This window comes from Candidatus Phycosocius spiralis (assembly GCF_030158815.1).
Classification (GTDB): Bacteria; Pseudomonadota; Alphaproteobacteria; order Caulobacterales; family Aquidulcibacteraceae; genus Aquidulcibacter; species Aquidulcibacter spiralis.
Genome location: NZ_BPFZ01000001.1, coordinates 298,347 through 322,285, shown reverse-complemented (window position 1 = coordinate 322,285; position 23,939 = coordinate 298,347). Strand labels below are relative to the sequence as shown.

Below are 23,939 nucleotides of genomic sequence, written 5' to 3'. Positions count from 1 at the left end.
TCATGCCTGCGGGGCCTTTATTGCGTTTGAGGGGGGCTTTTCCCCGAGCAGGCAATCATTCGGCAGCCACTGCGCCCAGCCTCCGCTGGATGATCGCGCGGCACCACAAGAAGGGAAGAGCGATGGCTCAATCGTTCACAGGCAAGAAGCGTATTCGTAAATCATTCGGCAAAATTGCCGAGGCAGTGACGATGCCGAATCTGATTGAGGTTCAAAAAAGTTCTTACGATCATTTCCTTCAAAAAGACGTGCCGCAGGAATTGCGCCGAGACGATGGCATTGAGGCGGTGTTTAAGTCGGTGTTTCCGATCAAGGATTTTCAAGAGCGCGCTGTGCTCGAATATGTGTCTTTTGAGTTTGAGCCCCCCAAGTTTGATGTGGATGAATGTATTCAGCGCGATCTAACTTATTCGGCTCCTTTGAAGGTCAAGCTGCGTCTGATAACATTTGAATTGGATGAAGATACGGGGGCTAAGTCTGTTAAAGATATAAAGGAACAAGACGTCTATATGGGCGACATTCCTTTGATGACTGACAAAGGTACCTTTGTGGTCAATGGGACAGAGCGGGTAATCGTTTCCCAGATGCACCGTTCACCGGGCGTGTTCTTCGACCATGACAAGGGCAAGACCCATTCGTCGGGCAAGCTGTTATTTGCAGCGCGCGTGATCCCATATCGCGGCTCCTGGCTCGACTTTGAGTTTGACGCCAAGGATGTTGTCTATGTGCGGATCGACCGCAAACGTAAATTGCCAGCCACCACCATTTTGTATGCCTTGGGCATGGATGCAGAAGAAATTCTATCTACCTTTTATAAAACCATTACCTACACCGCAGCCGAAGGCGGCTGGAACATTCCTTTTGTGCCAGAACGTTGGCGCGGCCAAAAGCCCGCTTATGATCTAATCGATGCGGCAACCGGCAAGGTCGTCGCTGAAGGTGGGAAGAAATTGTCGGCGCGCGGGGCTAATAAACTGGCTGAAGAGGGGGTGAAGACCCTTTTGGTGCCTGATGATCAATTAATAGGTCGGTTTGCCGCTTTTGATATTGCTAATGCAGAAAATGGTGAAATCTATGCCGAGGCTGGCCAAGAGCTCAGCCATGTGCAAATCGTTGAAATGCGTCAGGCGGGTGTAACAGAAATCGACGTGTTGGACATTGATAATGTGACCGTCGGCCCCTGGATCCGCAATACCATCGTGCTCGATAAGAATGATGGCCGTGATAGTGCATTGACCGATATCTACCGCGTCATGCGTCCAGGTGAGCCACCAACACAAGAAACCGCGCAAGCCATGTTCCAATCCTTGTTCTTCGACAAGGAGCGCTATGATCTCTCGGCCGTTGGCCGCGTTAAAATGAACATGCGTCTTGATCTTGATGTTGACGACGAAATGCGGGTGTTGCGCAAGGAAGACATTATCGAAGTATTGAAGGTTTTGGTCGGTCTGCGAGATGGCCGCGGTGACATAGACGACATCGACAATCTGGGTAACCGCCGCGTTCGCTCGGTCGGTGAATTGATGGAAAATCAATATCGCGTCGGTTTGTTGCGGATGGAACGTGCAATCAAAGAACGTATGGGCTCGATCGATATCGACACGGTGATGCCGCATGATTTGATCAATGCGAAGCCCGCAGCCGCTGCGGTACGCGAATTTTTTGGTTCCTCGCAATTGTCGCAATTTATGGATCAAACCAATCCATTGTCGGAAATCACCCATAAGCGCCGTCTATCGGCTTTAGGCCCAGGTGGATTGACCCGTGAGCGCGCAGGCTTTGAAGTCCGTGATGTGCACCCAACCCATTATGGCCGTATCTGCCCTATTGAAACACCAGAAGGACCCAATATTGGCTTGATTAATTCTTTGGCGACCTTTGCGCGCGTCAATAAATATGGCTTCATCGAAAGCCCCTATCGTCGGGTAATCGAAGGTAAGATGCAAGAAGAAGTGATTTATCTTTCTGCCGTCGAAGAAGCCAAATATGCCATTGCGCAGGCCAACTCACCTGTGGATGCAACCGGGTTTATCACTGAAGAATTGGTGGAAGCACGACAGAATGGCGATGCCACGATACTGCACCGTGATCTTATTGAGTTTATTGACGTTTCGCCCAAACAAGTTGTCTCGGTTGCAGCTGCGTTGATACCATTCTTAGAAAATGATGATGCAAATCGGGCTTTGATGGGCTCTAACATGCAACGTCAGGCTGTTCCTTTAGTTCGTTCAGAAGCTCCTTTGGTTGGCACCGGTATGGAAGGTGTGGTGGCACGTGATTCTGGAGCCACCATTGTAGCGCGTCGTCCAGGCATTGTGGAGCAGATTGACGGGACGCGGATTGTCGTACGTGCCACCGAAGAGATGGATCCAACTAAGCCAGGTGTTGATATTTATCGCTTGATCAAATTCCAACGCTCCAACCAAAACACCTGTATTAACCAGAGGCCGCTGGTTCGGGTTGGCGATTATGTCCGCGATGGCGATATCATTGCCGATGGCCCCTCCACTGATTTGGGGGAATTGGCTTTGGGTAGGAATGTTCTGGTCGCCTTCATGCCTTGGAACGGATACAATTTTGAGGATTCAATCCTGATATCAGAACGCATTGTACGCGATGATGTTTTTACCTCCATTCATTTGGAAGAGTTTGAGATTTCAGCTCGCGATACCAAATTGGGCCCAGAAGAAATCACGCGCGATATTCCAAATGTTGGCGAAGAAAGCCTACGTAATTTGGATGAAGCTGGCATTGTGGCCATTGGAGCTGAAGTCCATCCTGGCGACATTCTTGTCGGTAAAGTCACGCCCAAGGGCGAGACACCGATGACACCAGAAGAAAAGCTCTTGCGCGCCATCTTTGGTGAAAAGGCTTCTGACGTGCGCGATACCTCCTTGAAAGTGCCACCTGGCGTTCAAGGTACTGTCGTTGAAGTGCGCGTCTTTAACCGCCACGGGGTGGATAAAGACCAGCGCGCGATGCAGATTGAGCGCGAAGAAATTGAGCGTTTGGCTAAGGACCGTGACGATGAGCTGGCTATTCTTGAACGCAATATTTATGGCCGCTTGAAGGAATTATTGATCGGGAGAGAAGGTCTTTCCGGCCCCAAAGGTTTCAACAAAGGCCAAATCAGCGAAGAAACCCTCGCCGACTTCTCCAAGGGTCAATGGTGGCAGATAGCCCTTGGCGATGAAGCGGCCATGGGCGAAATCGAAGCCATTCAAAAGCTGTTCCAAGATGCAAAACGCAGCCTCGATACCCGCTTTGAAGATAAGGTAGAAAAGTTACGTCGTGGCGATGAATTGCCTCCAGGCGTGATGAAAGTGGTCAAAGTCTTCGTTGCGGTGAAGCGCAAGCTGCAACCGGGCGACAAAATGGCTGGTCGTCACGGCAATAAGGGTGTGATTTCGCGTATTACGCCGATTGAAGACATGCCCTTTTTGGAAGATGGTACCCATGTGGATATCGTGTTGAACCCACTGGGCGTGCCTTCGCGGATGAATGTCGGCCAAATTCTTGAAACCCACTTGGGTTGGGCCTGTGCAGGCCTTGGCAAGCAAGTCAAGGATGCGCTTGAAGCCTATGAGCGGGCAGGGGATCAAGCGCGGTTTGTAGAAACATTGAAGGGTATTTACGGCCCGGATGAGGAATTGCCATCCAGCGACGAAGACCTGAAAATTCTGGGTCGTAACCTCTCGTTTGGTGTACCCATCGCCACCCCAGTGTTTGACGGTGCGCGTGAAAGCGATATACGTGAGTTGTTGCGCCGGACAGGTAATGATGAAACCGGGCAAAGCACCTTGTATGACGGGCGCACCGGGGAAGCCTTTAAGCGCAAAGTCACGGTGGGCTATATCTACATGCTCAAGCTGCACCACTTGGTAGATGATAAGATCCACGCACGCTCGATTGGGCCATACTCGCTTGTGACCCAGCAGCCGCTAGGTGGTAAAGCCCAGTTTGGTGGTCAGCGCTTCGGGGAAATGGAAGTTTGGGCTCTTGAAGCCTATGGTGCGGCCTATACCTTGCAAGAAATGCTCACGGTTAAATCCGATGACGTGGCTGGGCGGACGAAAGTCTATGAAAGCATCGTGCGCGGGGATGATACATTTGAAGTCGGCATCCCTGAATCGTTCAATGTTTTGATCAAGGAAATGCGTTCTTTAGGTCTCAATGTTGAGCTCGTTGAGGGGCAAGGTGCTGCGGTCGGCGATGGAGCCGGCGGTCAACTGCCTCCGAAAAAATAAGCCACATTTTTGAATGAGTTTGCGGGGCGTGGTTTGCACGCTCCGCTTTGTTCTCTTCGCGAGAACGGGAGACTGGGTTCTATGAATCAAGACGTGATGAACATTTTTGGCCCACAAGCCATTGCCCCGCAATTTGACAATATCCGCATTGCCTTAGCCAGCCCTGATCAAATCAAGGCATGGTCCTATGGCGAAGTCAAAAAGCCTGAAACCATCAATTATCGAACATTTAAGCCAGAGCGCGACGGCCTGTTTTGCGCGCGCATCTTCGGGCCGATCAAGGATTATGAATGCTTATGTGGTAAGTATAAGCGCATCAAATATAAGGGCGTCACTTGCGAAAAGTGCGGCGTCGAAGTTACGCTGCAACGGGTGCGCCGTGAGCGCATGGGCCATATCGAATTAGCCGCTCCTGTTGCTCACATCTGGTTTTTGAAATCCTTGCCATCGCGCATTTCCTTAATGCTCGATATGGCCCTAAAGGACGTTGAAAAGGTACTTTATTTTGAACGCCACATCGTCATCGAGCCCGGTATTACACCCTTCACTGAGCGACAATTAATCGATGAAAATGAGCTTTATGAAGCCCAAGACACCTATGGTGAAGACAGCTTCACAGTTGGCATTGGCGCAGAAGCCGTGCGGACCATGTTGGAAGCCATCGATTTGGAAGAAACTGCAAAGCAAATTCGCATTGAAATCTCTGAATGCACGACGGAGCTCAAGCCAAAGAAGCTCGCCAAACGTTTGAAGTTAATCGAAGCCTTTATCCATTCAGGCAATCGCCCTGAATGGATGATTATGACCAATATACCGGTCATACCACCAGAATTGCGTCCATTGGTGCCTTTGGATGGAGGCCGCTTTGCTACGTCGGATCTCAACGACCTCTACCGTCGCGTGATCAACCGTAACAACCGTTTGAAGCGCCTAATTGAGCTTCGTGCACCTGATATCATCGTGCGCAATGAAAAGCGCATGTTGCAAGAATCCGTTGACGCACTGTTCGACAATGGCCGTCGCGGTCGCGTGATCACTGGCGCAAATAAGCGTCCTTTAAAGTCACTCGCCGACATGTTGAAGGGCAAGCAAGGCCGTTTCCGTCAAAACCTTCTCGGCAAGCGCGTTGATTATTCGGGTCGTTCGGTGATCACCGTGGGTCCAGAGTTGAAGCTCCATGAGTGTGGTTTGCCTAAAAAGATGGCTTTGGAACTGTTCAAACCCTTTATCTATCAGCGCTTGGACGCTAAGGGTCTTTCTAGCACAGTCAAGCAATCCAAAAAATTGGTCGAAAAAGAGCGTCCAGAAGTTTGGGATATTCTCGACGAGGTAATTCGTGAGCACCCAGTTATGCTCAACCGTGCGCCAACCTTGCACCGTTTGGGCATTCAAGCGTTTGAACCCAAGCTGATCGAAGGCAAGGCGATCCAGCTGCACCCTTTAGTGTGTACGGCATTTAACGCTGACTTTGATGGCGATCAAATGGCTGTTCACGTGCCTTTGTCGATAGAGTCGCAGCTTGAAGCCCGCGTGCTGATGATGTCGACTAATAACATCTTAAGCCCTGCCAGCGGCAAGCCTATCATCGTGCCAAGCCAGGATATCGTGTTGGGTCTTTACTTTTTGTCGATTGAGCGGGATGGCGAAATCGGTGAAGGCAAAGCCTTTGGCGATTTGGGTGAAATCGAAACCGCTTTAGATGAAGGTATTATTACCCTGCATAGCAAGATAAAGGCGCGATATGTTGGCGTAGATGAAGATGGAAAACCTCTGACAAAAACCATCAACACCACGCCAGGGCGCTTTATGATCGCTGATTTGTTACCACGTCACCCTAAAGTGCCACCAACCATTGTCAGCCAATTAATGACCAAAAAAGAGGTATCCAACATCATCGACCAAGTCTACCGCTTCTGCGGTCAGAAAGCTACGGTCATTTTCGCTGATAAGATGATGCAATTGGGTTTCAAGGAAGCATGTAAGGCAGGAATTTCGTTCGGGATGGCCGATATGGTTGTACCGCCAGAAAAAGAAGCCATGGTCGAAGCCACCCGCTCCAGTGTCGAGGAATATGAGCAACAATATTCCGATGGTCTGATCACAAAAGGTGAAAAATACAATAAGGTTGTGGATGCTTGGTCAAAATGTACCGACCGCGTGGCAGATGCTATGATGGAGGAAGTTTCACGACTACGTCCAGGCCGTGATGGCAAAACCTTAGAAATGAACTCCGTCTTTATGATGGCCCATTCTGGGGCGCGTGGTTCTAAAAACCAAATGAAGCAATTGGCCGGAATGCGCGGATTAATGGCTAAGCCATCGGGTGAAATCATCGAAACACCGATCATCTCTAACTTTAAAGAAGGCTTGACTGTTCAAGAATATTTCAACTCCACCCATGGTGCGCGTAAAGGCTTGGCCGATACCGCGCTTAAAACCGCTAACTCTGGTTATCTAACCCGTCGTTTGGTTGATGTAGCGCAAGATTGCATCATCACCGAAGAAGATTGCGGCACCTCTTTGGGTATTGAGTTGCGCGCTGTGACTGAGGGTGCTGAAACCATCGTGTCGCTGGAACAGCGCATTTTGGGTCGTACCTTGGCCCAAGACGCTTTTGATCCACAAACTGGCGAAATCCTTTTCCCACAAGACACTTATGTAGATGAAGATATTGCAATCGCCATTGATAAAGCGGGTGTTCAATCTATAAAAGTGCGCTCACCGCTGACCTGCGAAACCCGAAATGGTGTATGTGCGACCTGCTATGGGCGTGATCTCGCCCGCGGAACGCGCGTCAACCATGGCGAAGCAGTTGGTGTTATTGCTGCCCAGTCCATCGGTGAGCCTGGCACCCAGTTGACCATGCGGACCTTCCATATTGGTGGGGCGGCGCAAGTGGCTGATACCAGCTTTATGGAAGCAGGCCTTGATGGAAAGGTGCGTTTCTTGAACCGCGCAACGGTCAAGCGCGACGATGGCGATCTTGTTTGCCTCAGCCGCAACATGGTGATTTCTGTTTTGGATGGTGAAGGTAAAGAGCGTCAATCCTTTAAGCTGCCTTTTGGTGCGCGCATTCGTGCAGAAGACAAAGCAAAAGTCTCACGTGGCCAACGCCTGGCCGATTGGGACCCGTTCGCAACCCCCATCGTGACCGAAGTTGGCGGCAAAGTTCGCTTGCAAGATCTGGTTGACGGTATCTCGGCCCGCGATGAATTAGACGATGCCACAGGCATATCTTCTAAGCGCGTGATCGACTGGCGGGGGTCTAAGGCCAATAATGACTTAAAGCCTGCGATTGCTATTTTAGCAGCTGACGGCTCGATCGCTAAATTGGCTAATGGGGCAGATGCTGTCTACACTTTGCCAATCGATGCCATTTTGTCGGTGGTGGACGGTGAAGAAGTGGGACCTGGGGCTACCTTGTCGCGTGTTGCGACTGGGGGCGCTAAGACCCGCGATATCACCGGTGGTCTGCCACGGGTTGCTGAATTGTTTGAAGCGCGCCGTCCAAAGGATCATGCCATCATCGCTGAAATCGATGGTAAGGTTGAGTTTGGTAAGGACTATAAGAACAAGCGCAAAGTGCTGATCATCCCCGATGATGAGACCTTAGAACCTGCAACCTATCTGATCGCCAAAGGCAAGCATTTGTCGGTCCAAGATGGCGACCGGATCAAGCGCGGTGAGTATCTATTGGATGGCAACCCTGCACCACAAGATATTCTGGCGGTTCTGGGAGTTGAAGCATTGGCCGAATATCTGGTTGAAGAAATACAAAAAGTCTATCGTCTACAAGGCGTTGGTATCAATGACAAGCATATTGAAACCATCGTCCGCCAGATGTTGCAGAAAGTGGAAGTCACCGATCCAGGCGATACGGACATGATCAAGGGCGATGCGATTGATGAAATCGATCTGCTTGATGAAAATGCCCGCATGAAGGAATTAGGTCTGCGCGAAGCAACAGCAGAACCCGTCCTGTTGGGTATCACCAAAGCTTCTTTGCAGACGCGTTCGTTCATCTCAGCGGCTTCGTTCCAAGAAACCACCCGCGTTCTTACCGATGCGGCGGTTAATGGAAAGCATGATACACTGGAAGGCTTGAAGGAAAATGTGATTGTGGGTCGCTTGATCCCTGCGGGTACGGGTGGTGCGTTGCGTCGTTTGAAGGCGATCGCCGCCTATCAGGATGCGGATGCCGAGATTGAGCAAGAAGTTGCACTCGAACCCTTGCCAACCGATGTCGCCGGCATGGATGTTGTAGATCTCGGTGCGGAATAATTTCCAGCCTTTTTGACCTCTATAACGGCTCCAAGCCAACTTGGGGCCGTTTTTGTTTGTGCACATCGCTAGAACCTTGGCCATGCAAACTAAGTGACGAAAACTTAAGGACTATCGTCTAGGCTGATCGAGACCATAATGTGCGTGAGGGTTGTGTCATGAAGCGTATCTTAGCCGGTATCGGAATTATTGCCATTGTTGGCGTCGCAGGACTGGGCACAGCAAAAGCCTTGATGAGCGAGGCACCAACCAAGCCAGAAACCGCGCACGGCGCTAAAGATAGCCATAGTGAGCCGCAATCCAATAAGCCCGCAGGTGCAGGCGTCAAAGCGGCCGTTACGGCGCTGATACCCGGCAAAGAAGGCGCCCATTGGGGTTATGAAGGGGCAGGGGGGCCGCAAGCCTGGGGCAGTCTGAATGAAGCCAATAAGGTATGTGCTTCAGGCCAAGAACAATCCCCGATTGATCTAACTGGCGGGGTGGACGCTGAAATCTCCAATATTGCGTTGCATTGGAAGCCTGGTGCTTGGAACGTCGTCAATAATGGCCATACGATCCAGGTTGAGGGCAAGGACGGCGGCTACGCCACCATTGATGGGGAACGTTACGACCTCTTGCAATTTCACTTCCACACCCCATCCGAACACACCATTGATGGCCATAATTACCCGATGGAAGTCCACTTCGTGCACAAAAATGCAGAAGGCAAGCTGGCCGTAATCGGCGTTTTGATGATGCCCGGCGGCGAAAACCTCCTATTCACCACGATCATGGACAAAGCCCCCAAGGAAGAAGGTTCTGTCAGTGCTGGTACGGTGGAGCAAAGGGGCCTGATCGCACCAATCAATGGGATGTATCGCTATCAAGGGTCACTTACGACGCCACCTTGCTCTGAAACCGTTCTGTGGACCGTGCTCTCAACGCCCATCCTCGTATCGCAAGAAGATGTCGCCCGCTTCAAAGCCCTATTCCCTGCCAATGCCCGGCCAGTTCAGCCGATTAACAGGCGCTATGTTTTGCGGGATTAGTCTACCTCTGATTCGGGTTATCCGCCGAAATAATCATGAGTTTTGCGGGAAAGAACGCGCCTCTATTCCCCCAAAAACAGGCCTATTTTGGCCATTGCATGGGCGTTATGCTTAATTGCAAGGACTTTTTAAGCTACTAAAATTGTTAGCAAATTTTCTCCTTGGACGGATGTTTCCGCCTCAATCACGAAAATGTGGCTATGCGGACAAGGCAGAAAATTTGCGGTTGAGGCTGTTTGGCTATATGTTAACTTCATGAAGTCGGGACAGACCGGCCTCCTTAAGACCTTCGCGCGTGATGCTGCGACCGTTTTAGGGACTGTGTGTTTGATCGTATGCCTCAGCACGGTCGCTCACGCAGAATCTGAGGTGACCAATGCCCAGGTTGATGCCGACATAACCACGACCCAATCCCAGGGTACATCGAATCTCAAACACAACACGGTCGAGCTTGATCGTGCGCGTCAGGTTCGTTGTCTGGCTGAGGCAGTGTATTATGAAGCGAAGGGTGAGCCCCGTCGCGGCCAAGAAGCAGTAGCTGAAGTGGTTGCAACGCGGGTGGCTTCAAAAGGATATCCAAAGAGCTTTTGCGGCGTTGTCTATCAGCGTCGTGGGCAATCTTGTCAGTTTTCATGGGCCTGCGGCACTAAACGTACGCCAAAGGGGCTTCAGTGGCAGCGCGCCAATGAAATTGCAGAGCGCGTCGTGGATGGCTGGCGGCCAGGGATTGCACCCGGTGCAACCCATTTTCACGCTTTAATGGTGTCTCCCAACTGGTCACGGGTATATTTGCGTGTCAATGCGATAGGGGGGCATGTGTTTTACCGCCAGATCGTGCGCTAAATTTCCCTGCGGCCTTAAGGGTCGCAGGGACGCACGTTTCTGACTTATAATCGCGCGATGACGAAAGATTTGGCTCAAATGGATAAAGAAAGCATCCCGTCGCCCTATACCAAAAGCTAGGGGTGGATAATCTTTGAGCTGGTATGCTTAGCTGCGAATGACCTTCATAAGGCCCACTTGAACTATCTCGAAGCGCGCCTGGTCTAGATCGCGCGGTCCATTGGAAAAGTGAAACTGGAAAAGGGAATACGCCTGCGCGATCGAGTCTGTCCGAGGTTTGGCAAGCGAACATGGAGGCTTTTCTCGAGTACCTCTTGATGGTCCTTCCGGCCCTCAGGATCGACATGTTCCTGAACAGCCGCAGGATGTTGCGCGCCGCTATAGCTAATTCCTCGGACGAAAGCTCCAGCGTGAGCTTCGAGCTCAATCTTCGCAAACATGGCATCACTGCGCAGGCACTTCTACGTGATGGTGAGTTTGTTGTCCAAGCCGGATCAACTGCCCGGCGCGAATGGGCTGGGATCGGTACAGAAGCCTCTGGTTATGCCAGCTGCACGGCGAGCTTTGCCGGACGGGTGTTCTGGTTCCGCAAGGAGAAGCCAGCAACTTCACCACCAATTATGGCTTCGCCAGCACGGGTGCAGCTACCTCCTTTTTATCGGTTGTCCTTCTTAAAACGTTGGAATGGCGCGTCACGAGATGAGCCATGACCTATAAAGCATGGGAAGCGAAAAAGCATTCTGACACTTCAATTCCATGATCCCATTCGAACTACCGCAGAACGGCCATACATCGCAGAAGTTGACAACCCGTGACAGTTGTCAAGGCAGGTACAATTGACAAAGGATTAGCCAGACGATCCGATCCTGACTTCACTTCAAGGCGTGCATAGTGAAATTGTGCTCTTCTTAGAACTAGATAGTTGCGTTTGAGCTCAGTACTCGATCTAGTGCGAGTTAAGGTTCTTGCCGCTACTGCGTTTGACGCAGATGAAAGTTGGTTTAGAGCGCGCTTGGATGTTGAATAGATCAGTGTATTTGAGATGTCGATGAAAGGCAATTGGATAGCAAAAGATGAATAAGTTCTTGGCCGAAATTCAGTTGAGGAATGGGCCTTCTTTATCTTGAAGTCTATGATGGTCAGCATGTCGTTGTGACGCATGATTAGCACAGTTCAGGGCGGCACCGCCCTTTGCCTAGTTTTGGCACAAGCAAAGCACAAAGGATGCATGATGAGCGGGCAGAAATGAATAAACCTAAAAAGTGCCTATTTAAGGCTCTTTTTGGCCTTTGACCCCCATTCGTAGTCTTCGAGAAAAGGGGCACCTGGAAACTCAATGGCATAAATGGATACGCCGCCCAAGCAATTGGCCGTGGAGCCATTAACATAGGATGCTGGCTGAACTCTGTCTGCAAATGGGCTTCCCACCAAAAGCGTTTGTACCGGCTCCATGGACAAGTCAGGACCCATCGCTGTTGCAGATAAGTCGAACGTGCCAGCATATAGGATCTGGCCTTTCTCTAACTTGAAGACAGGAGAACCCAAGCAAAAATTAAGCGGGATAACGTCCATTTGGCTTAGTCGATATTCGCCCGGCGGTACTGCACGGATCAGCCAAGAGCCATCTTTTCCAACCCCTTTACTTAGAGGGCCGCGCCGGAAATCAATTTCATTGACAATGACACCTTTTTTTGATCGCAGCTTGGGCCCCCTGAAGGGACCAAACCCAAGACTAAGCCCATTTTTGAGGCTCCATCCATCGATTCGTATCACGATCAAGCCCCAACCGTCGGGTATGTTGGCAAAATCTGCGACCGCAAGATTACGACCAATCTTTTTTTCAAAAGTTTCTGGAACCTCGATATTTTCGGTTGTCTGCAAGGGCCGCGCGAGTACCGCATCGGATCGTTGAGCAGACTTTAAACGTTCGGCCATGCTTGCCGTGTGGTCGAGCGTTTCTAAGGTTGACTTACCACCATAATTGACCATAACCGAATTTGTGGGCGGATAGAGCAAATCGGTGATTTTGCCCAAGTATAAAAGCGACAATTGCCCATTATTTGTGGATCTTGGCACGAGTTCCGAGCGCTTGTGGGTTGCGTTAAGCGCTTCGTTTCCCCAGATGCGAACAATCTGACCTTGGGGCTTCTCGGCCCCAACCTGTCCTAACAAAAATGACCTCAGCTTATCTTGCGGTCCCACGGATAGGGCTTTTCCTTCTTCGGTTTGAAGCCCGACCACCCGCCAACCGCGGACAATCATGCAATTTTTAAGGCTGAGAGGCGCGCTGATTTGGTCCGTTCAGACGTCATTATAAATACCACCAGCGATTGATTGTTACCGATAAATTCATCGAATGAAACGACGACTTTGGCGTCAAGCAAGCATGAACGAACTTCTGCTTCGTGGTCATCGATATTCGCACCGGGCTTGTTAAAATAGGTATAGCCTTCACTTGGGTTGGCAATGCGAACTACGCCGCTCTCGGAAGGAGCTGTGGCTTCGCTTTGGGCGGCAGTGCTCCATCCACCCAAAAATATAAAAATCTGTGCTACAATTACACGCTTCAACTTTGTCATGCGTCCAAGCTCCAAAATAAATTACACGTGATAAATCGCTTAGGTAGTAGTGGTTGCAGATTTCTGAAGACAGTAGAATGGCAAATCCACCCACTGCGCCAGTTTCAAGATTTTGAATGCGTACGTCGAAAACATATCTGCCCCGTTTCGCAACAGCTTCATGAACCATCTCGATTTTGTCAACCGAGATGGTCGCTGTTAGCCTTTTCTTGAAATATCATTGCGCTTTGCGCAGTAGGGTGCATTCCGTGCGGAATGCACCATTTTAGATCGATTGCGAGGTGTATCGAAATCATCCATCCGCTTCACATACCCCCGTGATAAAAGCTGGAAAACAGCCAATCCTCAATTGATTTCACCATGCCATGCCGCCCAGGTTTCCGCGGATCTATCAAGAGTAGGGTGCACCTCAAGGTGCACAACAAGCCATTGCCATCGCCATAAGACTGTATCGTGTCGCTTGACACCATACGGTCCTTTTTGGTAGCTTGAGGCATGAAAATCAGGAACGTGATCCATAAGGGATTGCACCGTTTCATTGAAAGCGACGACGCTAGCGGGCTTCAGCCTGCTGTGGTGTCCAAGATCCGGCGCATGGTGACCTTCCTCCAAGACATGGAGCGGGAGGACGAGCTTCGGACTGTGCCGAGTTGGAAGGCGCATCTATTGACTGGCGATCGAAAGGGCACTTGGAGCCTTTTTGTGACCAAGAACTGGCGGATGACGTTTTGGATCGATCAAGACGAGATTGAGATCATCGATCTGGACTATGAGGATTACCACTAGGAGGTGGCTATGAATGCGATTTCTGGGACTGCGATTTCTGGTTTCCGCTTAAAGAACCCTGCCCATCCGGGCGGCTTTGTGAAGCACGAGATCATTGAGCCTCTGGGCCTGTCGGTCACTGCGGCTGCCGAAGCGCTGGGCGTGACGCGAGCGGCGCTGTCAGCGCTATTGAATGAGCGCGCTAATCTGTCCCCGGAAATGGCATTGCGGATCGAAAAGGCCTTTGGCGTGTCGATGGATACCTTGATGCGGATGCAAAACAGCTTCGACATTGCCCAGACCCGTAGCCGGGAAGGGACGATCCAAGTTGCGCCGTTTGTGGGCAAGCTAGGTGATCCCCAGCGGGCTTTGGTTTTAGGGAGGGGCGAATGACGGGGCGCTCACTGGAACTTTATTTCGTAGACGGCAAGCCCGACGGGATGCTGACGGCTGAGGTCTTTAACTGGACTGGTCATGTCATAATGTCACCTAGGACCCAAATTGCCGAGGCACTTGCCCGGAAAGAGGCCCGCTATACGGGCGTCTATCTGCTTTTGGGTGACAAAGACGGAGAGCCCTGCGCCTATATCGGCGAGGCGGAAGATATCAGCGACCGGATTAAGTCTCATGATGCCAAACGTGAGTGGTGGACAACCGCTGTGCTCGTAACGTCAGCCGCGAATAATCTGAACAAGGCTCATGTAAAATATCTCGAAGCGCGCCTGGTCTAAATCGCGCGGTCCATTGGAAAAGTGAAACTGGAAAAGGGAATACGCCTGCGCGATCGAGTCTGTCCGAGGTTTGGCAAGCGAACATGGAGGCTTTTCTCGACTACCTCTTGATGGTCCTTCCGGCCCTCAGGATCAACATGTTCCTGAACAGCCGCAGGATGTTGCGCGCCGCTATAGCTAATTCCTCGGACGAAAGCTCCAGCGTGAGCTTCGAGCTCAATCTTCGCAAACATGGCATCACTGCGCAGGCGCTTCTACGTGATGGTGAGTTTGTTGTCCAAGCCGGATCAACTGCCCGGCGCGAATGGGCTGGGATCGGTACAGAAGCCTCTGGTTATGCCTAGCTGCACGGCGAGCTTTGCCGGACGGGCGTTCTGGTTCCGCAAGGAGAAGCCAGCACCTTCACCACCGACTATGCCTTCGCCAGCGCAAGTGCAGCCGCGGCCGTCGTCTGCGGCCGTCCTTCTAACGGCACTTTGGAATGGCGAGTCAAAGGGAAAGCTATGACCTACAGAGAATGGGAAGCGACCAAGCTATCTGACACTTCGACGCCTTGAGCTAGATAGGGCAATCGTGGAATAGCCGAAACCCGCAGAAGTTGACCCCACCAGACACCAAACCTCCTAACCCATTGCCCACACTCATAAAAACACGGGATAATTGTGCCCGCGATCCCCGGCCACTATCTTTACGCCTTGGTTGATGACAGCAGCCATGCGTCACACAAATGGAGGGTTAGAATGGCGGTTAAGGCGAAGCGGCCAACGGATTGGCGCAAGCGGTTTGATGGCGCAAAGCCACCAAAGAATGTGGTGTTGCATACTGATTTTGCGGGCATCAAAACCGGCACGACGATGCATATTGCGTCCCCCGGCACGATTGCCAATTTTATCGCGCGTATTCCTGTGGGGGAGACCTGCAGTATCGAGCGGATGCGCAATGAATTGGCGCGCAAGCATGACGCCCAAGCGGCCTGTCCCGTCACAACCGCAATCTACCTCAAAGTGGTGGCCGAAGTCGCTCTTATGGATTTGGCTGAGGGTAAGGTACCAAGCGACGTGGTGCCCTTCTGGCGCGTGATTGCGCCCGATAGCAAGATCGCGAAAAGGCTTAGTTGTGACAGCCAAATCATCGAACATTACCGCCTGCTGGAGCAGTCAAGCGGGGGCTAGACCTTCACCTCTCGGCGCCCCCCAACTGCACCCCACCATGTGGTCATTGTCGCGGCGCGCTATATGATTATGTGGCTCAAGGAGAGGCGACATGAAGGATCGAGATATCTGGATCAAGCAATTGCGCTACCGTGCATGGCGGCGCGGCTTTCGTGAGCATGATTTTTTGATGGGCACCTTTGCCGATCAAAGCTTGGCGCAGTGTGATGAGGCTGACTTAGGGGTGTTTGAAGCCTTATTGGATCAGGCCGATTGGGATGTTTATAATTGGATCGTTGGCCAAGTTCATGTACCCCCAGTGTTTCAAGGCCCAGTTATGGATAGATTGCAATCATTAAGTTTTACTGTCGAAACCATAGCGCGAACACCTAATTCTTAACCAATCTATGTGATCTTATGTCTGCCACATTGTTTGTTTATGGGGGTTAGTATGCAGTTTTGTGATCATTATCCCAGCCTATGGGCGCGCCGCGCGGACTTGATTGTCCATGTTGCAGGTCTAACTTTGGCTTTGTTTGGTGGTGGCTTGGCTTTGGGTTTGGCGGTTAGTCATGGCATGATTGGCAAAGTGGCTGCCGTATGCGTCTATGCGTTGGGACTGATCGCGATGTTGGCATTTTCGACCGCCTATAATTTTGCTAAGCCCAACTGGCAGCCGTTTCTGCGGCGCCTTGACCATGCGGGCATCTTCTTGATGATTGCCGCAAGCTATACCCCCTTTACCACCCAAGCCCTGACTGGGGCATGGGCGACGTGGATGACAGTGGCGGTTTGGACCTTGGCGGGGCTTGGGATTGCTGGCAAAATGCTGTTACCTGGGCTTGGTAAAGCCATCTGGGTTGGCCTATATCTGGCTTTGGGCTGGATGGTGGTGATTGCGATCAAGCCAATGATTGACGGGGTGCCTGTGGCTGCGATGTGGCTATTGGTGGCTGGCGGTATTGTTTATTCAGTCGGTACCTTATTTTACGCAGCTAAGGGCTTGAAGTTTCGCCGCGCAATCTGGCATGGACATGTGGTGGCAGCAGCCGGGCTTCATTACGCTGCAATCTTGGTTGGTGTGATCCTTGTCGGGGTGAATTAAAGCCTGCTTGATGCCACCCAATGGGCTAGGTACTGAGCTCACTCCCTCGCCAAGCGGGTAGGGGGCCGCTATAGCCTGGGTCCATCAACTCAAAAGCTCGCTGACCCATGTCGATTACAACTGTCGAAACCCTCGTCAACGCCGTTGGCCCTCTACGTGTGTCGGGTGCTATCGAAGGCTATGATGCCAACCTAATGGCGCGCGCGGCTTTGTTGCGTGGCGGGGTAACCCTGCATGTAGCGCGAGATGACGCACAAGCGTCTGCCTTTATCGCCGTTGCCCAGTTTTTTGCCCCCGGCCTTTCGATGCTGCGGCTGCCCGCTTGGGATTGTCTGCCTTATGACCGGGTCGGGCCAGCGCCAGAAATCAGCGCGACAAGGCTTTCCACACTGACCCAATTGATCCGCCGTAAAGCCGGTGATCCTGCCGTCATGGTGGTCACAACCGGGGCTGCTTTGATCCAGCGCATGGCACCACGTGATCGCTTGGCGGCTGCCTCTTTCTCTGCCAAGCCCGGCCAAATCCTTGATATGGGCATTGTGACCGCTTATTTTGCCGCCAATGGCTATGTGCGCACCGCCACGGTGCGTGAGCGCGGGGAATTTGCGATCCGTGGCGGCGTTATCGATCTTTTTCCTCCTGAATTGCCAGAGCCTGTGCGCTTGGATCTCTTTGGTGACACCTTAGAAAGTATTCGCAGCTTTAATCCTGAAACCCAGCGCTCAACCCATCAATTGGCAGGCGTGGTGCTGGCCCCGGTTTCAGAAGCGATTTTGGATGATGTGGCGGCCAGTCGCTTTCGCTTGGCCTATCTTGAGCTTTTTGGAGCGGCCCAAGGCGATCCCCTCTATGAAGCGGTGACCAAGCGCATGCGGCGCAACGGTATGGAGCATTGGTTGCCCTTGTTCCATGACCATATGGAGACGGTGTTTGATTATGTGGGGCCGGGGGCTTTGATCAGCCTTGATCCCCACGCCTTGGACGCGGCGGAAGAACGCTTGGCGCAAGTCACGGATTATTATGAAGCGCGCCTGATCCCGCCACCTAAAGGCTCTTCGCCGTATAATCCCATTCCACCTGATCGTCTTTATGTGGCTAAAGGTGAGCTTGACGCTCTATTGGCACGCCAAGATATCCGACGTCTGAGCGCCTATCAAGAGGCAGAAGGCGGGCAGGCCTTATTGGAAGCAGGCGCCAAAGCCGGGCGCAGTTTTGCCGCCGAGCGGGCTAGCGAAGGCGTGAATGTTTGGGACGCAGCGCGCCAACATGTTGAGGCGTTAATTGCCCAAGGCCTCAAACCCATTCTTGCGGCCTGGAGTGAAGGTTCGGCCGAACGTATGGGTCATGTATTGCAAGAACATGGTATGGAGGCTTTGTTTCCATTACCTAACGCCCAAACGATAAGCCTCATGCCCAAGGGCGCGATTGGCTTGGCGGTTTTGCCGCTGGAGCATGGCTTTGTGGCCGAAAATTATGCCATTTTGTCCGAGCAAGACATTTTGGGTGAGCGCTTGGGCCGCGCGCGCAAGCGCCGCAAGGCCGCCAGCATTATCCTTGAAGCGGGCAGCCTGTCGGCAGGCGATTTGGTGGTTCATATTGATCACGGTATTGGCCGCTATGAGGGTTTGCGCACCTTGGACGTTCAAGGTGCACCCCATGATTGCTTGGAATTGATATATGCTGGCGGGGACAAGCTTTTTCTGCCTGTTGAAAATATCGAACTTGTTTCCCGCTATGGCTCAGAAGACGCCACAGCCATACTCGATAAATTGGGCGGGGTTGCCTGGCAGGGCCGTAAAGCCAAGGCCAAGCAGCGTCTTAAAGATATGGCCGAGGCGCTGATTAAGATCGCCGCCGCACGCGCCGCCAAAGTCTGCGAACCCATTGATGGCGCATCGGGTGATTATGATGAGTTCTGCGCACGCTTTCCTTGGGATGAGACCGAAGATCAATTGAGCGCGATTGAAGACGTGTTCCAAGATTTGGCGGCAGGCCATCCGATGGACCGCTTGATCTGCGGCGATGTCGGCTTTGGTAAAACAGAAGTGGCTTTGCGCGCAGCCTTTGTGGTTGCGATGACGGGTCGCCAGGTCGCGGTTGTGTGCCCCACCACCTTATTGTCGCGCCAACATTTTAAGACCTTTACTGAACGCTTCCGGGGCTGGCCGGTGCGAGTGCGTCAATTGTCCCGCATGGTTGGCAGTAAAGAGACGGCCGATACCAAGCGCGATGTCGCCAATGGTAAAATCGATATAGTCGTGGGCACCCATGCCATCTTTGCCAAGGACCTCTCCATCCGCGATCTGGGGCTCGTGATCGTCGATGAAGAACAGCATTTTGGCGTTAAGCATAAAGAGCGCTTGAAGGAATTGCGCACCGATACCCATGTCTTGACCCTATCGGCCACGCCAATCCCGCGGACCTTGCAATTATCACTGGCGGGCATTCGCGATATGTCGATCATCGCCACCCCGCCCGTCGACCGCTTAGCGGTGCGCACCTATGTCACGCCGTGGGATCCCGTGACCATTCGCGAGGCCCTGTTGCGGGAAAAATACCGAGGCGGGCAGGCTTTTTTTGTGGCGCCACGCGTGGAACACATCAGCGATATCGAACGCTTTATGCGCGAAATGGTGCCGGAAATGACCTTTGCCATTGCCCATGGCCAAATGTCGCCCACCCAGATGGAACCGATTGTGACCGCCTTTTATGAGGGCGCTTATGACGTTTTGGTCTCCACCACGATTGTGGAAAGCGGCCTGGATATTCCCCGCGCCAATACGTTGATTGCGTGGCGGGCCGATATGTTTGGCTTGGCTCAAATGTATCAATTACGTGGGCGGGTTGGCCGCTCCAAAACCCGCGCTTATGCCTATCTGACCATTCCGGCGGAAAGAGCAATTACGACAAGCGCTGAAAAGCGGCTGAAAATCCTCCAATCACTCGATAGTTTAGGCGCGGGTTTCCAACTGGCCAGCCATGACCTTGATATGCGTGGCGGGGGCAATTTGTTGGGTGAGGAGCAATCGGGCAATATTCGCGAAGTCGGCGTTGAGCTTTATCAGCAAATGCTCGAAGAAGCGGTTTTAAGCCTTCAAGATGGCGGCGAAGTCATCTCCGCGCGGTCCTGGTCGCCCGCCATCAATTTAGGTGTGGCGGTGTTGATCCCAGAAGATTACGTGCCAGACCTCAATGTGCGCCTATCGCTTTATCGACGTTTGAGTGAGCTCGAGAGCGATGCAGACCGCGATAGCTATGCCGCAGAATTGGCCGACCGGTTTGGCCCCTTGCCCGAAGAAGCCCGCCAACTCATTCAAATTGCAGGCGTTAAAGCGCTCTGCCGCCAAGCCCATATCGCCAAGCTCGACGCTGGGCCTAAGGGTGCTGTTTTGACCTTTAGACCTGAATCAGCCCCCGATCCGATGAAGCTGGTCGCGGCCGTGCAAAAGCAACCAGCCCTCTTTCGTTTGCGGCCAGATGGCAAAATGGTTGTGAATGGCGATTGGTCTACCCCGGAACAGCGCCTCAAAGGGGCCAAGCGGGCTGCGGCATTTTTGGCTGCGGAAATGGCTTGAGGGGCGAGGGTCTAGCGGTGGCTTGTACAAGAGGGTGTGCTGATACAAGATTTGAATTTAGTCAGAACGCGCTATCCAGTTCTTCCAAATTAAAATGATTTTGGAACTTTGTGATGAAATATATCGGATTGCTGGTCATTGTCGCTTTGGTTTCTGGTTGCCAAGCAATTGGTAATGCGCCTGCATGCGGGCTGTCGCATCCGCGAGCCGATGAACTTCTCTCGCTCAGTTTCGAACAATTTGATCAAGACTTTCAGGGCGGTTGGCGCGCAGTTGCAGAGCAGGAGGGCTGCGAAGCAAGCGCTGCAGAGCTTATTGGTGCTTACGTTCACAAGAACCGAGAAAAAGTTCCAACCGGGCGATTGTCCACACTTAAGTGGCATCAAGGGCAATTACTAGCTGCTTCTGGTAAAAACCGCGAAGCGATTAAAGCGTTTAAGGCTACAAAGCCGCAGGGCGATGACGCGCAAAACTATTATGCTGATGCGACCATAGCCTTCCTTCGACGCGATAGAGCGGCCTTTGATCAAGCGCGCGCCGGATTGGCTGCTTTGCCGCCTCCTAAAAATTGGGAAAAGGCAGCAGCAGACTTTGAAAAACGCTTTAATCGACCAAGGCCAGTCTGGCCGATGAATTTAGATGTCGTTGATCGCCTTGGTACTTGCTTTGATCAACCTTATTCAAAGGCCTATGCCGGTCATTGTGCAAATGGCGCACCGCCGCACACACCCCCAACTGCCCACAAGCCTTGAGTTTTGGGAGACTTAAGCTTAGACCCGCCGCCATCACGCACGCGGGCTCGCGGCGCGCGAACCCTTTTTTATTCCTTCAGGGATAGGGCAGGGGTCGTTCGTCCATCCGGCGCGGTTCTCATGTGAGGCCGCTCCTGCCTGCGGAGGCTAGCCGGAAAAAGGATTGAAACACTATGGCAGTGCCAGAATTTACTATGCGCCAATTGCTCGAAGTGGGCGCACACTTTGGTCACCAGACCCACCGTTGGAACCCAAAGATGAAGCGTTTCATCTTTGGAGAGCGCGCCAACATCCACATTCTTGACCTCAGCCAAACCGTGCCTTTGTTGCACCAGGCTTTGTTGCGCGTCCGCGACGTTACAGCCAAGGGCGGCCGGGTCTTGTTTGTTGGGACCAAGCGTCAGGCTTCTGATCCTGTTGCTGCAGCGGCCAAGCGCTGCGCCCAATATTATGTCAACAGCCGTTGGCTGGGTGGCACGCTGACCAATTGGCAGACGATTTCTAAGTCGATCGCGCGCATGCGCGAAGTTGAAGCCATCGTTCAAGGGGATGCGCCAGCTGGCCTCACCAAGAAAGAAATCTTGAACCTCACCCGCGAATACGAAAAGCTGGAGCGCTCCTTGGGCGGGATCCGCGACATGGGCGGTATCCCCGACCTGATGTTCGTCATCGACACCAATAAAGAAGCCATTGCGATCAAAGAAGCCAAAAAGCTTGGCATTCCAGTTGCCGCGATGATCGACAGCAATTGCGATCCCGACGAAGTCGATTTCCCAATTCCAGGCAATGACGACGCTGCGCGCTCCATTCAATTATTCTGTGACTTGATTGCAGATGCGGCTTTGGATGGCTTGGCAGAAGGTCAATCGGCATCTGGGGTTGATTTGGGTGCGATGGAAAACCCAACTGAGCCCGTGTTGAGCCAAATCACAGAAGAAGCGGTGGCTGAAGAAGTTGTCGCAGAATCGGTTGAAGGCGACCTCGAAGCTCCTGTTGAAGCTTAATTCGATCATGCCTTGGCTTGTGTAGACATAGGCCAGGGCAAACTTTAAAAACACTTGAGCCTGGAGGCGATTATGGCCGAAATTACGGCTGCCCTCGTTAAGGATCTTCGCGAGAAGACCGGCGTTGGCATGATGGACTGCAAAAAAGCGCTAACTGAAAACAATGGCAATATTGAAGCCTCAATCGATTGGCTGCGTGCCAAGGGTCTGTCCAAGGCTGCCAAGAAGGCAGACCGTGCGGCAGCTGAAGGCTTGGTTGGCGTCTATGTCAGCGGCAATACGGGCGTTTTGGTTGAGTTGAACGCTGAAACCGACTTTGTGTCGCGCAATGAACAGTTTCAAGCTGCGGTCCGTGGCATCACTAAATTGGCCCATGGCGTTGATGGACTTGAAGCACTCGCAGCGGCTCCTTCACCAGCAGGCGAAGGCAGCGTAACCGATTATGTCACCAATCTGATTGCAACAATTGGCGAAAACATGACCTTGCGCCGCATGGCTAAAGTATCGGTCAAGCAGGGTGTTGTGGCGTCCTATATCCATACCGCAACCGGTGAAGGCCTTGGCCGCATCGGTGTTTTGGTTGGCGTTGAAACCGCGGGCGATCAAGCCATTGCAGCCGACATTGGCCGGAAAGTTGCGATGCATATCGCAGCCACCGCACCTTTATCGCTCAAAACCGATGATTTAGACCCTGCCGTCGTTGAACGTGAACGTCAGGTCTTGACCGAGCAAGCGCGTGAAAGCGGCAAGTCTGACGACGTGATTGCCCGCATGATCGAAGGCCGCATCCGTAAATTCTATGAAGAAGTGGTGCTGCTGCAACAACCGTTCGTGATGAACCCAGATCAAACAGTTGCAGCTTTTGTGGCTGAAGCGGCTAAAGCGGCGGGCTTAGCTGCTGAAATCACCGGCTTTGCCATGTTTAAGCTGGGTGAAGGCGTTGAGAAAAAAGAAGATGACTTCGCAGCGGAAGTGGCCGCCCTCAGCGGTACCTAAAGGGCGACCTATTTTGCTGTCACAAAGCTGACAAGAAACAGGGCGGCATGCTTGGCGTGCCGCTCTGGGTCTGTCAGAAGACCATTCTGCACGGGTGCGGACGAGTCATGGTAGGCCTTCGCTGAGCTTGGAGACGCAGCATAATGGATGATCTCATCAAACCCTTTGGTCCAAAACCACGCCGGATTTTATTGAAGATCTCGGGGGAAGCCTTGATGGGGGATGGCCAGTTCGGGATTGATCAAGAGACTTGTTTGGGCTTTGCGCGCGATGTGAAGGCCGCCCGCGATTCTGGCATTGAACTGTGTTTGGTGATCGGTGGGGGTAACATTTTCCGCGGCATTTCTGGTGCTGCCAAGGGTATGGAGCGCGCCACCGCGGATTATATGGGTATGCTTGCCACCATTATGAACGCTTTGGCTCTCCAAGGCGCTTTGGAGAGCATTGGCGTGCATACCCGCGTGCAATCGGCGATCCCGATGCAAACCGTGTGTGAGCCTTATATCCGCCGACGTGCTATGCGCCATATGGAAAAAGGCCGGATCGTTATTTTTGCTGCTGGTGTTGGCAGCCCGTTTTTTACCACCGATTCAGGGGCGGCCTTGCGCGCCGCCGAAATGGGTTGTGACGCCCTTTTAAAGGGCACTGGGGTTGATGGGGTTTATACCGCTGACCCCAAATGCTATCCAAAGGCGACGCGCTATGATCGCTTGACCTATACTGAGGTTTTGGCCAAGGATTTAAAAGTCATGGACGCTTCTGCGGTTTCCATGATGCGCGATAGTGCAATCCCCATCATAGTCTTTAATATTCGCCAACCCGGGCGCTTGGCCGAGGTGCTTGCGGGCACCGGGGTCTGCACCGTCATAACGGATTTCTAAC

20 protein-coding genes are annotated in these 23,939 nt (G+C 52.4%); 18 read left to right on the top strand and 2 right to left on the bottom strand.

Annotated features, from left to right (window positions below; genetic code table 11):
* Positions 1 to 122: 122 nt before the first annotated feature.
* From rpoB to PsB1_RS01500, 5 genes are all read left to right on the top strand, one after another.
* Entirely contained in the window at positions 123 to 4,247 is a 4,125-nt protein-coding gene (gene rpoB, locus PsB1_RS01520) for a DNA-directed RNA polymerase subunit beta (RefSeq protein WP_284358611.1), read from the top strand.
* 81 nt (positions 4,248 to 4,328) lie between these two features.
* Positions 4,329 to 8,528: a DNA-directed RNA polymerase subunit beta' gene (rpoC, locus tag PsB1_RS01515; protein WP_284358610.1), complete on the top strand. Its 4,200-nt coding sequence runs from the start codon at positions 4,329 to 4,331 to the stop codon at positions 8,526 to 8,528.
* Between the two features lie 158 nt (positions 8,529 to 8,686).
* Positions 8,687 to 9,556 carry a carbonic anhydrase gene (locus PsB1_RS01510; protein ID WP_284358609.1) on the top strand — a complete coding sequence of 290 codons (870 nt, stop codon included), beginning with the start codon at positions 8,687 to 8,689 and terminating at the stop codon, positions 9,554 to 9,556.
* A gap of 255 nt (positions 9,557 to 9,811) precedes the next feature.
* Positions 9,812 to 10,399: a cell wall hydrolase gene (locus tag PsB1_RS01505; RefSeq protein ID WP_284358608.1), complete on the top strand. Its 588-nt coding sequence runs from the start codon at positions 9,812 to 9,814 to the stop codon at positions 10,397 to 10,399.
* 344 nt (positions 10,400 to 10,743) lie between these two features.
* On the top strand, positions 10,744 to 11,109 hold the full coding sequence (locus PsB1_RS01500) for a hypothetical protein (protein ID WP_284358607.1): 366 nt from the start codon (positions 10,744 to 10,746) through the stop codon (positions 11,107 to 11,109).
* A 556-nt stretch (positions 11,110 to 11,665) separates the two neighbouring features.
* On the opposite strand, the gene PsB1_RS01495 is transcribed toward PsB1_RS01500, so the two are convergent.
* Both PsB1_RS01495 and PsB1_RS01490 read right to left on the bottom strand, forming a co-directional pair.
* Positions 11,666 to 12,661 (bottom strand): hypothetical protein, encoded by a 996-nt coding sequence (locus PsB1_RS01495; protein WP_284358606.1) that lies wholly within the window; start codon positions 12,659 to 12,661, stop codon positions 11,666 to 11,668.
* Positions 12,658 to 12,978: a hypothetical protein gene (locus tag PsB1_RS01490; protein ID WP_284358604.1), complete on the bottom strand. Its 321-nt coding sequence runs from the start codon at positions 12,976 to 12,978 to the stop codon at positions 12,658 to 12,660. The genes PsB1_RS01495 and PsB1_RS01490 overlap by 4 nt, the downstream gene beginning before the upstream one ends.
* Positions 12,979 to 13,473: 495 nt before the next feature.
* Here PsB1_RS01490 and PsB1_RS01485 point away from each other — a divergent pair, with 495 nt between their 5' ends.
* The 13 genes from PsB1_RS01485 to pyrH all read left to right on the top strand — a co-directional run bounded on the left by PsB1_RS01485 (position 13,474) and on the right by pyrH (position 23,938).
* Complete coding sequence (locus PsB1_RS01485; protein ID WP_284358603.1) at positions 13,474 to 13,764, top strand: type II toxin-antitoxin system RelE/ParE family toxin; 291 nt, start codon at positions 13,474 to 13,476, stop codon at positions 13,762 to 13,764.
* A 9-nt stretch (positions 13,765 to 13,773) separates the two neighbouring features.
* Positions 13,774 to 14,136: a HigA family addiction module antitoxin gene (locus tag PsB1_RS01480; RefSeq protein WP_284358602.1), complete on the top strand. Its 363-nt coding sequence runs from the start codon at positions 13,774 to 13,776 to the stop codon at positions 14,134 to 14,136.
* Positions 14,133 to 14,474, top strand: coding sequence for a GIY-YIG nuclease family protein (locus PsB1_RS01475; RefSeq protein ID WP_284358601.1), 342 nt, complete (start codon positions 14,133 to 14,135; stop codon positions 14,472 to 14,474). The genes PsB1_RS01480 and PsB1_RS01475 overlap by 4 nt, the downstream gene beginning before the upstream one ends.
* Positions 14,475 to 14,611: 137 nt before the next feature.
* A complete protein-coding gene (locus PsB1_RS01470) occupies positions 14,612 to 14,818 on the top strand; it encodes a hypothetical protein (RefSeq protein ID WP_284358600.1) in 207 nt (68 codons plus the stop codon).
* A complete protein-coding gene (locus PsB1_RS11885; protein WP_420887851.1) occupies positions 14,819 to 15,031 on the top strand; it encodes a DUF4357 domain-containing protein in 213 nt (70 codons plus the stop codon).
* A 183-nt stretch (positions 15,032 to 15,214) separates the two neighbouring features.
* Positions 15,215 to 15,646: an MGMT family protein gene (locus PsB1_RS01465; RefSeq protein ID WP_284358599.1), complete on the top strand. Its 432-nt coding sequence runs from the start codon at positions 15,215 to 15,217 to the stop codon at positions 15,644 to 15,646.
* A 91-nt stretch (positions 15,647 to 15,737) separates the two neighbouring features.
* A complete protein-coding gene (locus PsB1_RS01460) occupies positions 15,738 to 16,025 on the top strand; it encodes a succinate dehydrogenase assembly factor 2 (protein ID WP_284358598.1) in 288 nt (95 codons plus the stop codon).
* A 51-nt stretch (positions 16,026 to 16,076) separates the two neighbouring features.
* Positions 16,077 to 16,730, top strand: a complete 654-nt coding sequence (gene trhA / locus PsB1_RS01455) for a PAQR family membrane homeostasis protein TrhA (RefSeq protein ID WP_284358597.1) — start codon at positions 16,077 to 16,079, stop codon at positions 16,728 to 16,730.
* A gap of 107 nt (positions 16,731 to 16,837) precedes the next feature.
* Complete coding sequence (gene mfd / locus PsB1_RS01450; protein ID WP_284358596.1) at positions 16,838 to 20,305, top strand: transcription-repair coupling factor; 3,468 nt, start codon at positions 16,838 to 16,840, stop codon at positions 20,303 to 20,305.
* A gap of 113 nt (positions 20,306 to 20,418) precedes the next feature.
* Positions 20,419 to 21,057: a hypothetical protein gene (locus PsB1_RS01445; protein WP_284358595.1), complete on the top strand. Its 639-nt coding sequence runs from the start codon at positions 20,419 to 20,421 to the stop codon at positions 21,055 to 21,057.
* Between the two features lie 173 nt (positions 21,058 to 21,230).
* Positions 21,231 to 22,061 (top strand): 30S ribosomal protein S2, encoded by an 831-nt coding sequence (gene rpsB, locus PsB1_RS01440; RefSeq protein ID WP_284358594.1) that lies wholly within the window; start codon positions 21,231 to 21,233, stop codon positions 22,059 to 22,061.
* A gap of 72 nt (positions 22,062 to 22,133) precedes the next feature.
* On the top strand, positions 22,134 to 23,057 hold the full coding sequence (tsf, locus tag PsB1_RS01435; RefSeq protein ID WP_284358593.1) for a translation elongation factor Ts: 924 nt from the start codon (positions 22,134 to 22,136) through the stop codon (positions 23,055 to 23,057).
* Positions 23,058 to 23,200: 143 nt separating this feature from the next.
* Positions 23,201 to 23,938 carry a UMP kinase gene (gene pyrH, locus PsB1_RS01430; RefSeq protein ID WP_284358592.1) on the top strand — a complete coding sequence of 246 codons (738 nt, stop codon included), beginning with the start codon at positions 23,201 to 23,203 and terminating at the stop codon, positions 23,936 to 23,938.
* The last annotated feature ends 1 nt before the right edge of the window (position 23,939 follow it).

Bases quoted from the DNA above. Each gene is read 5' to 3' on its own strand.
- rpoB (WP_284358611.1), top strand. From the start codon at position 123: ATGGCTCAATCGTTCACAGGCAAGAAGCGTATTCGTAAATCATTCGGC.
- rpoC (WP_284358610.1), top strand. From the start codon at position 4,329: ATGAATCAAGACGTGATGAACATTTTTGGCCCACAAGCCATTGCCCCG.
- PsB1_RS01510 (WP_284358609.1), top strand. From the start codon at position 8,687: ATGAAGCGTATCTTAGCCGGTATCGGAATTATTGCCATTGTTGGCGTC.
- PsB1_RS01505 (WP_284358608.1), top strand. From the start codon at position 9,812: ATGAAGTCGGGACAGACCGGCCTCCTTAAGACCTTCGCGCGTGATGCT.
- PsB1_RS01500 (WP_284358607.1), top strand. From the start codon at position 10,744: ATGTTCCTGAACAGCCGCAGGATGTTGCGCGCCGCTATAGCTAATTCC.
- PsB1_RS01495 (WP_284358606.1), bottom strand. From the start codon at position 12,661: ATGATTGTCCGCGGTTGGCGGGTGGTCGGGCTTCAAACCGAAGAAGGA.
- PsB1_RS01490 (WP_284358604.1), bottom strand. From the start codon at position 12,978: ATGACAAAGTTGAAGCGTGTAATTGTAGCACAGATTTTTATATTTTTG.
- PsB1_RS01485 (WP_284358603.1), top strand. From the start codon at position 13,474: ATGAAAATCAGGAACGTGATCCATAAGGGATTGCACCGTTTCATTGAA.
- PsB1_RS01480 (WP_284358602.1), top strand. From the start codon at position 13,774: ATGAATGCGATTTCTGGGACTGCGATTTCTGGTTTCCGCTTAAAGAAC.
- PsB1_RS01475 (WP_284358601.1), top strand. From the start codon at position 14,133: ATGACGGGGCGCTCACTGGAACTTTATTTCGTAGACGGCAAGCCCGAC.
- PsB1_RS01470 (WP_284358600.1), top strand. From the start codon at position 14,612: ATGTTCCTGAACAGCCGCAGGATGTTGCGCGCCGCTATAGCTAATTCC.
- PsB1_RS01465 (WP_284358599.1), top strand. From the start codon at position 15,215: ATGGCGGTTAAGGCGAAGCGGCCAACGGATTGGCGCAAGCGGTTTGAT.
- PsB1_RS01460 (WP_284358598.1), top strand. From the start codon at position 15,738: ATGAAGGATCGAGATATCTGGATCAAGCAATTGCGCTACCGTGCATGG.
- trhA (WP_284358597.1), top strand. From the start codon at position 16,077: ATGCAGTTTTGTGATCATTATCCCAGCCTATGGGCGCGCCGCGCGGAC.
- mfd (WP_284358596.1), top strand. From the start codon at position 16,838: ATGTCGATTACAACTGTCGAAACCCTCGTCAACGCCGTTGGCCCTCTA.
- PsB1_RS01445 (WP_284358595.1), top strand. From the start codon at position 20,419: ATGAAATATATCGGATTGCTGGTCATTGTCGCTTTGGTTTCTGGTTGC.
- rpsB (WP_284358594.1), top strand. From the start codon at position 21,231: ATGGCAGTGCCAGAATTTACTATGCGCCAATTGCTCGAAGTGGGCGCA.
- tsf (WP_284358593.1), top strand. From the start codon at position 22,134: ATGGCCGAAATTACGGCTGCCCTCGTTAAGGATCTTCGCGAGAAGACC.
- pyrH (WP_284358592.1), top strand. From the start codon at position 23,201: ATGGATGATCTCATCAAACCCTTTGGTCCAAAACCACGCCGGATTTTA.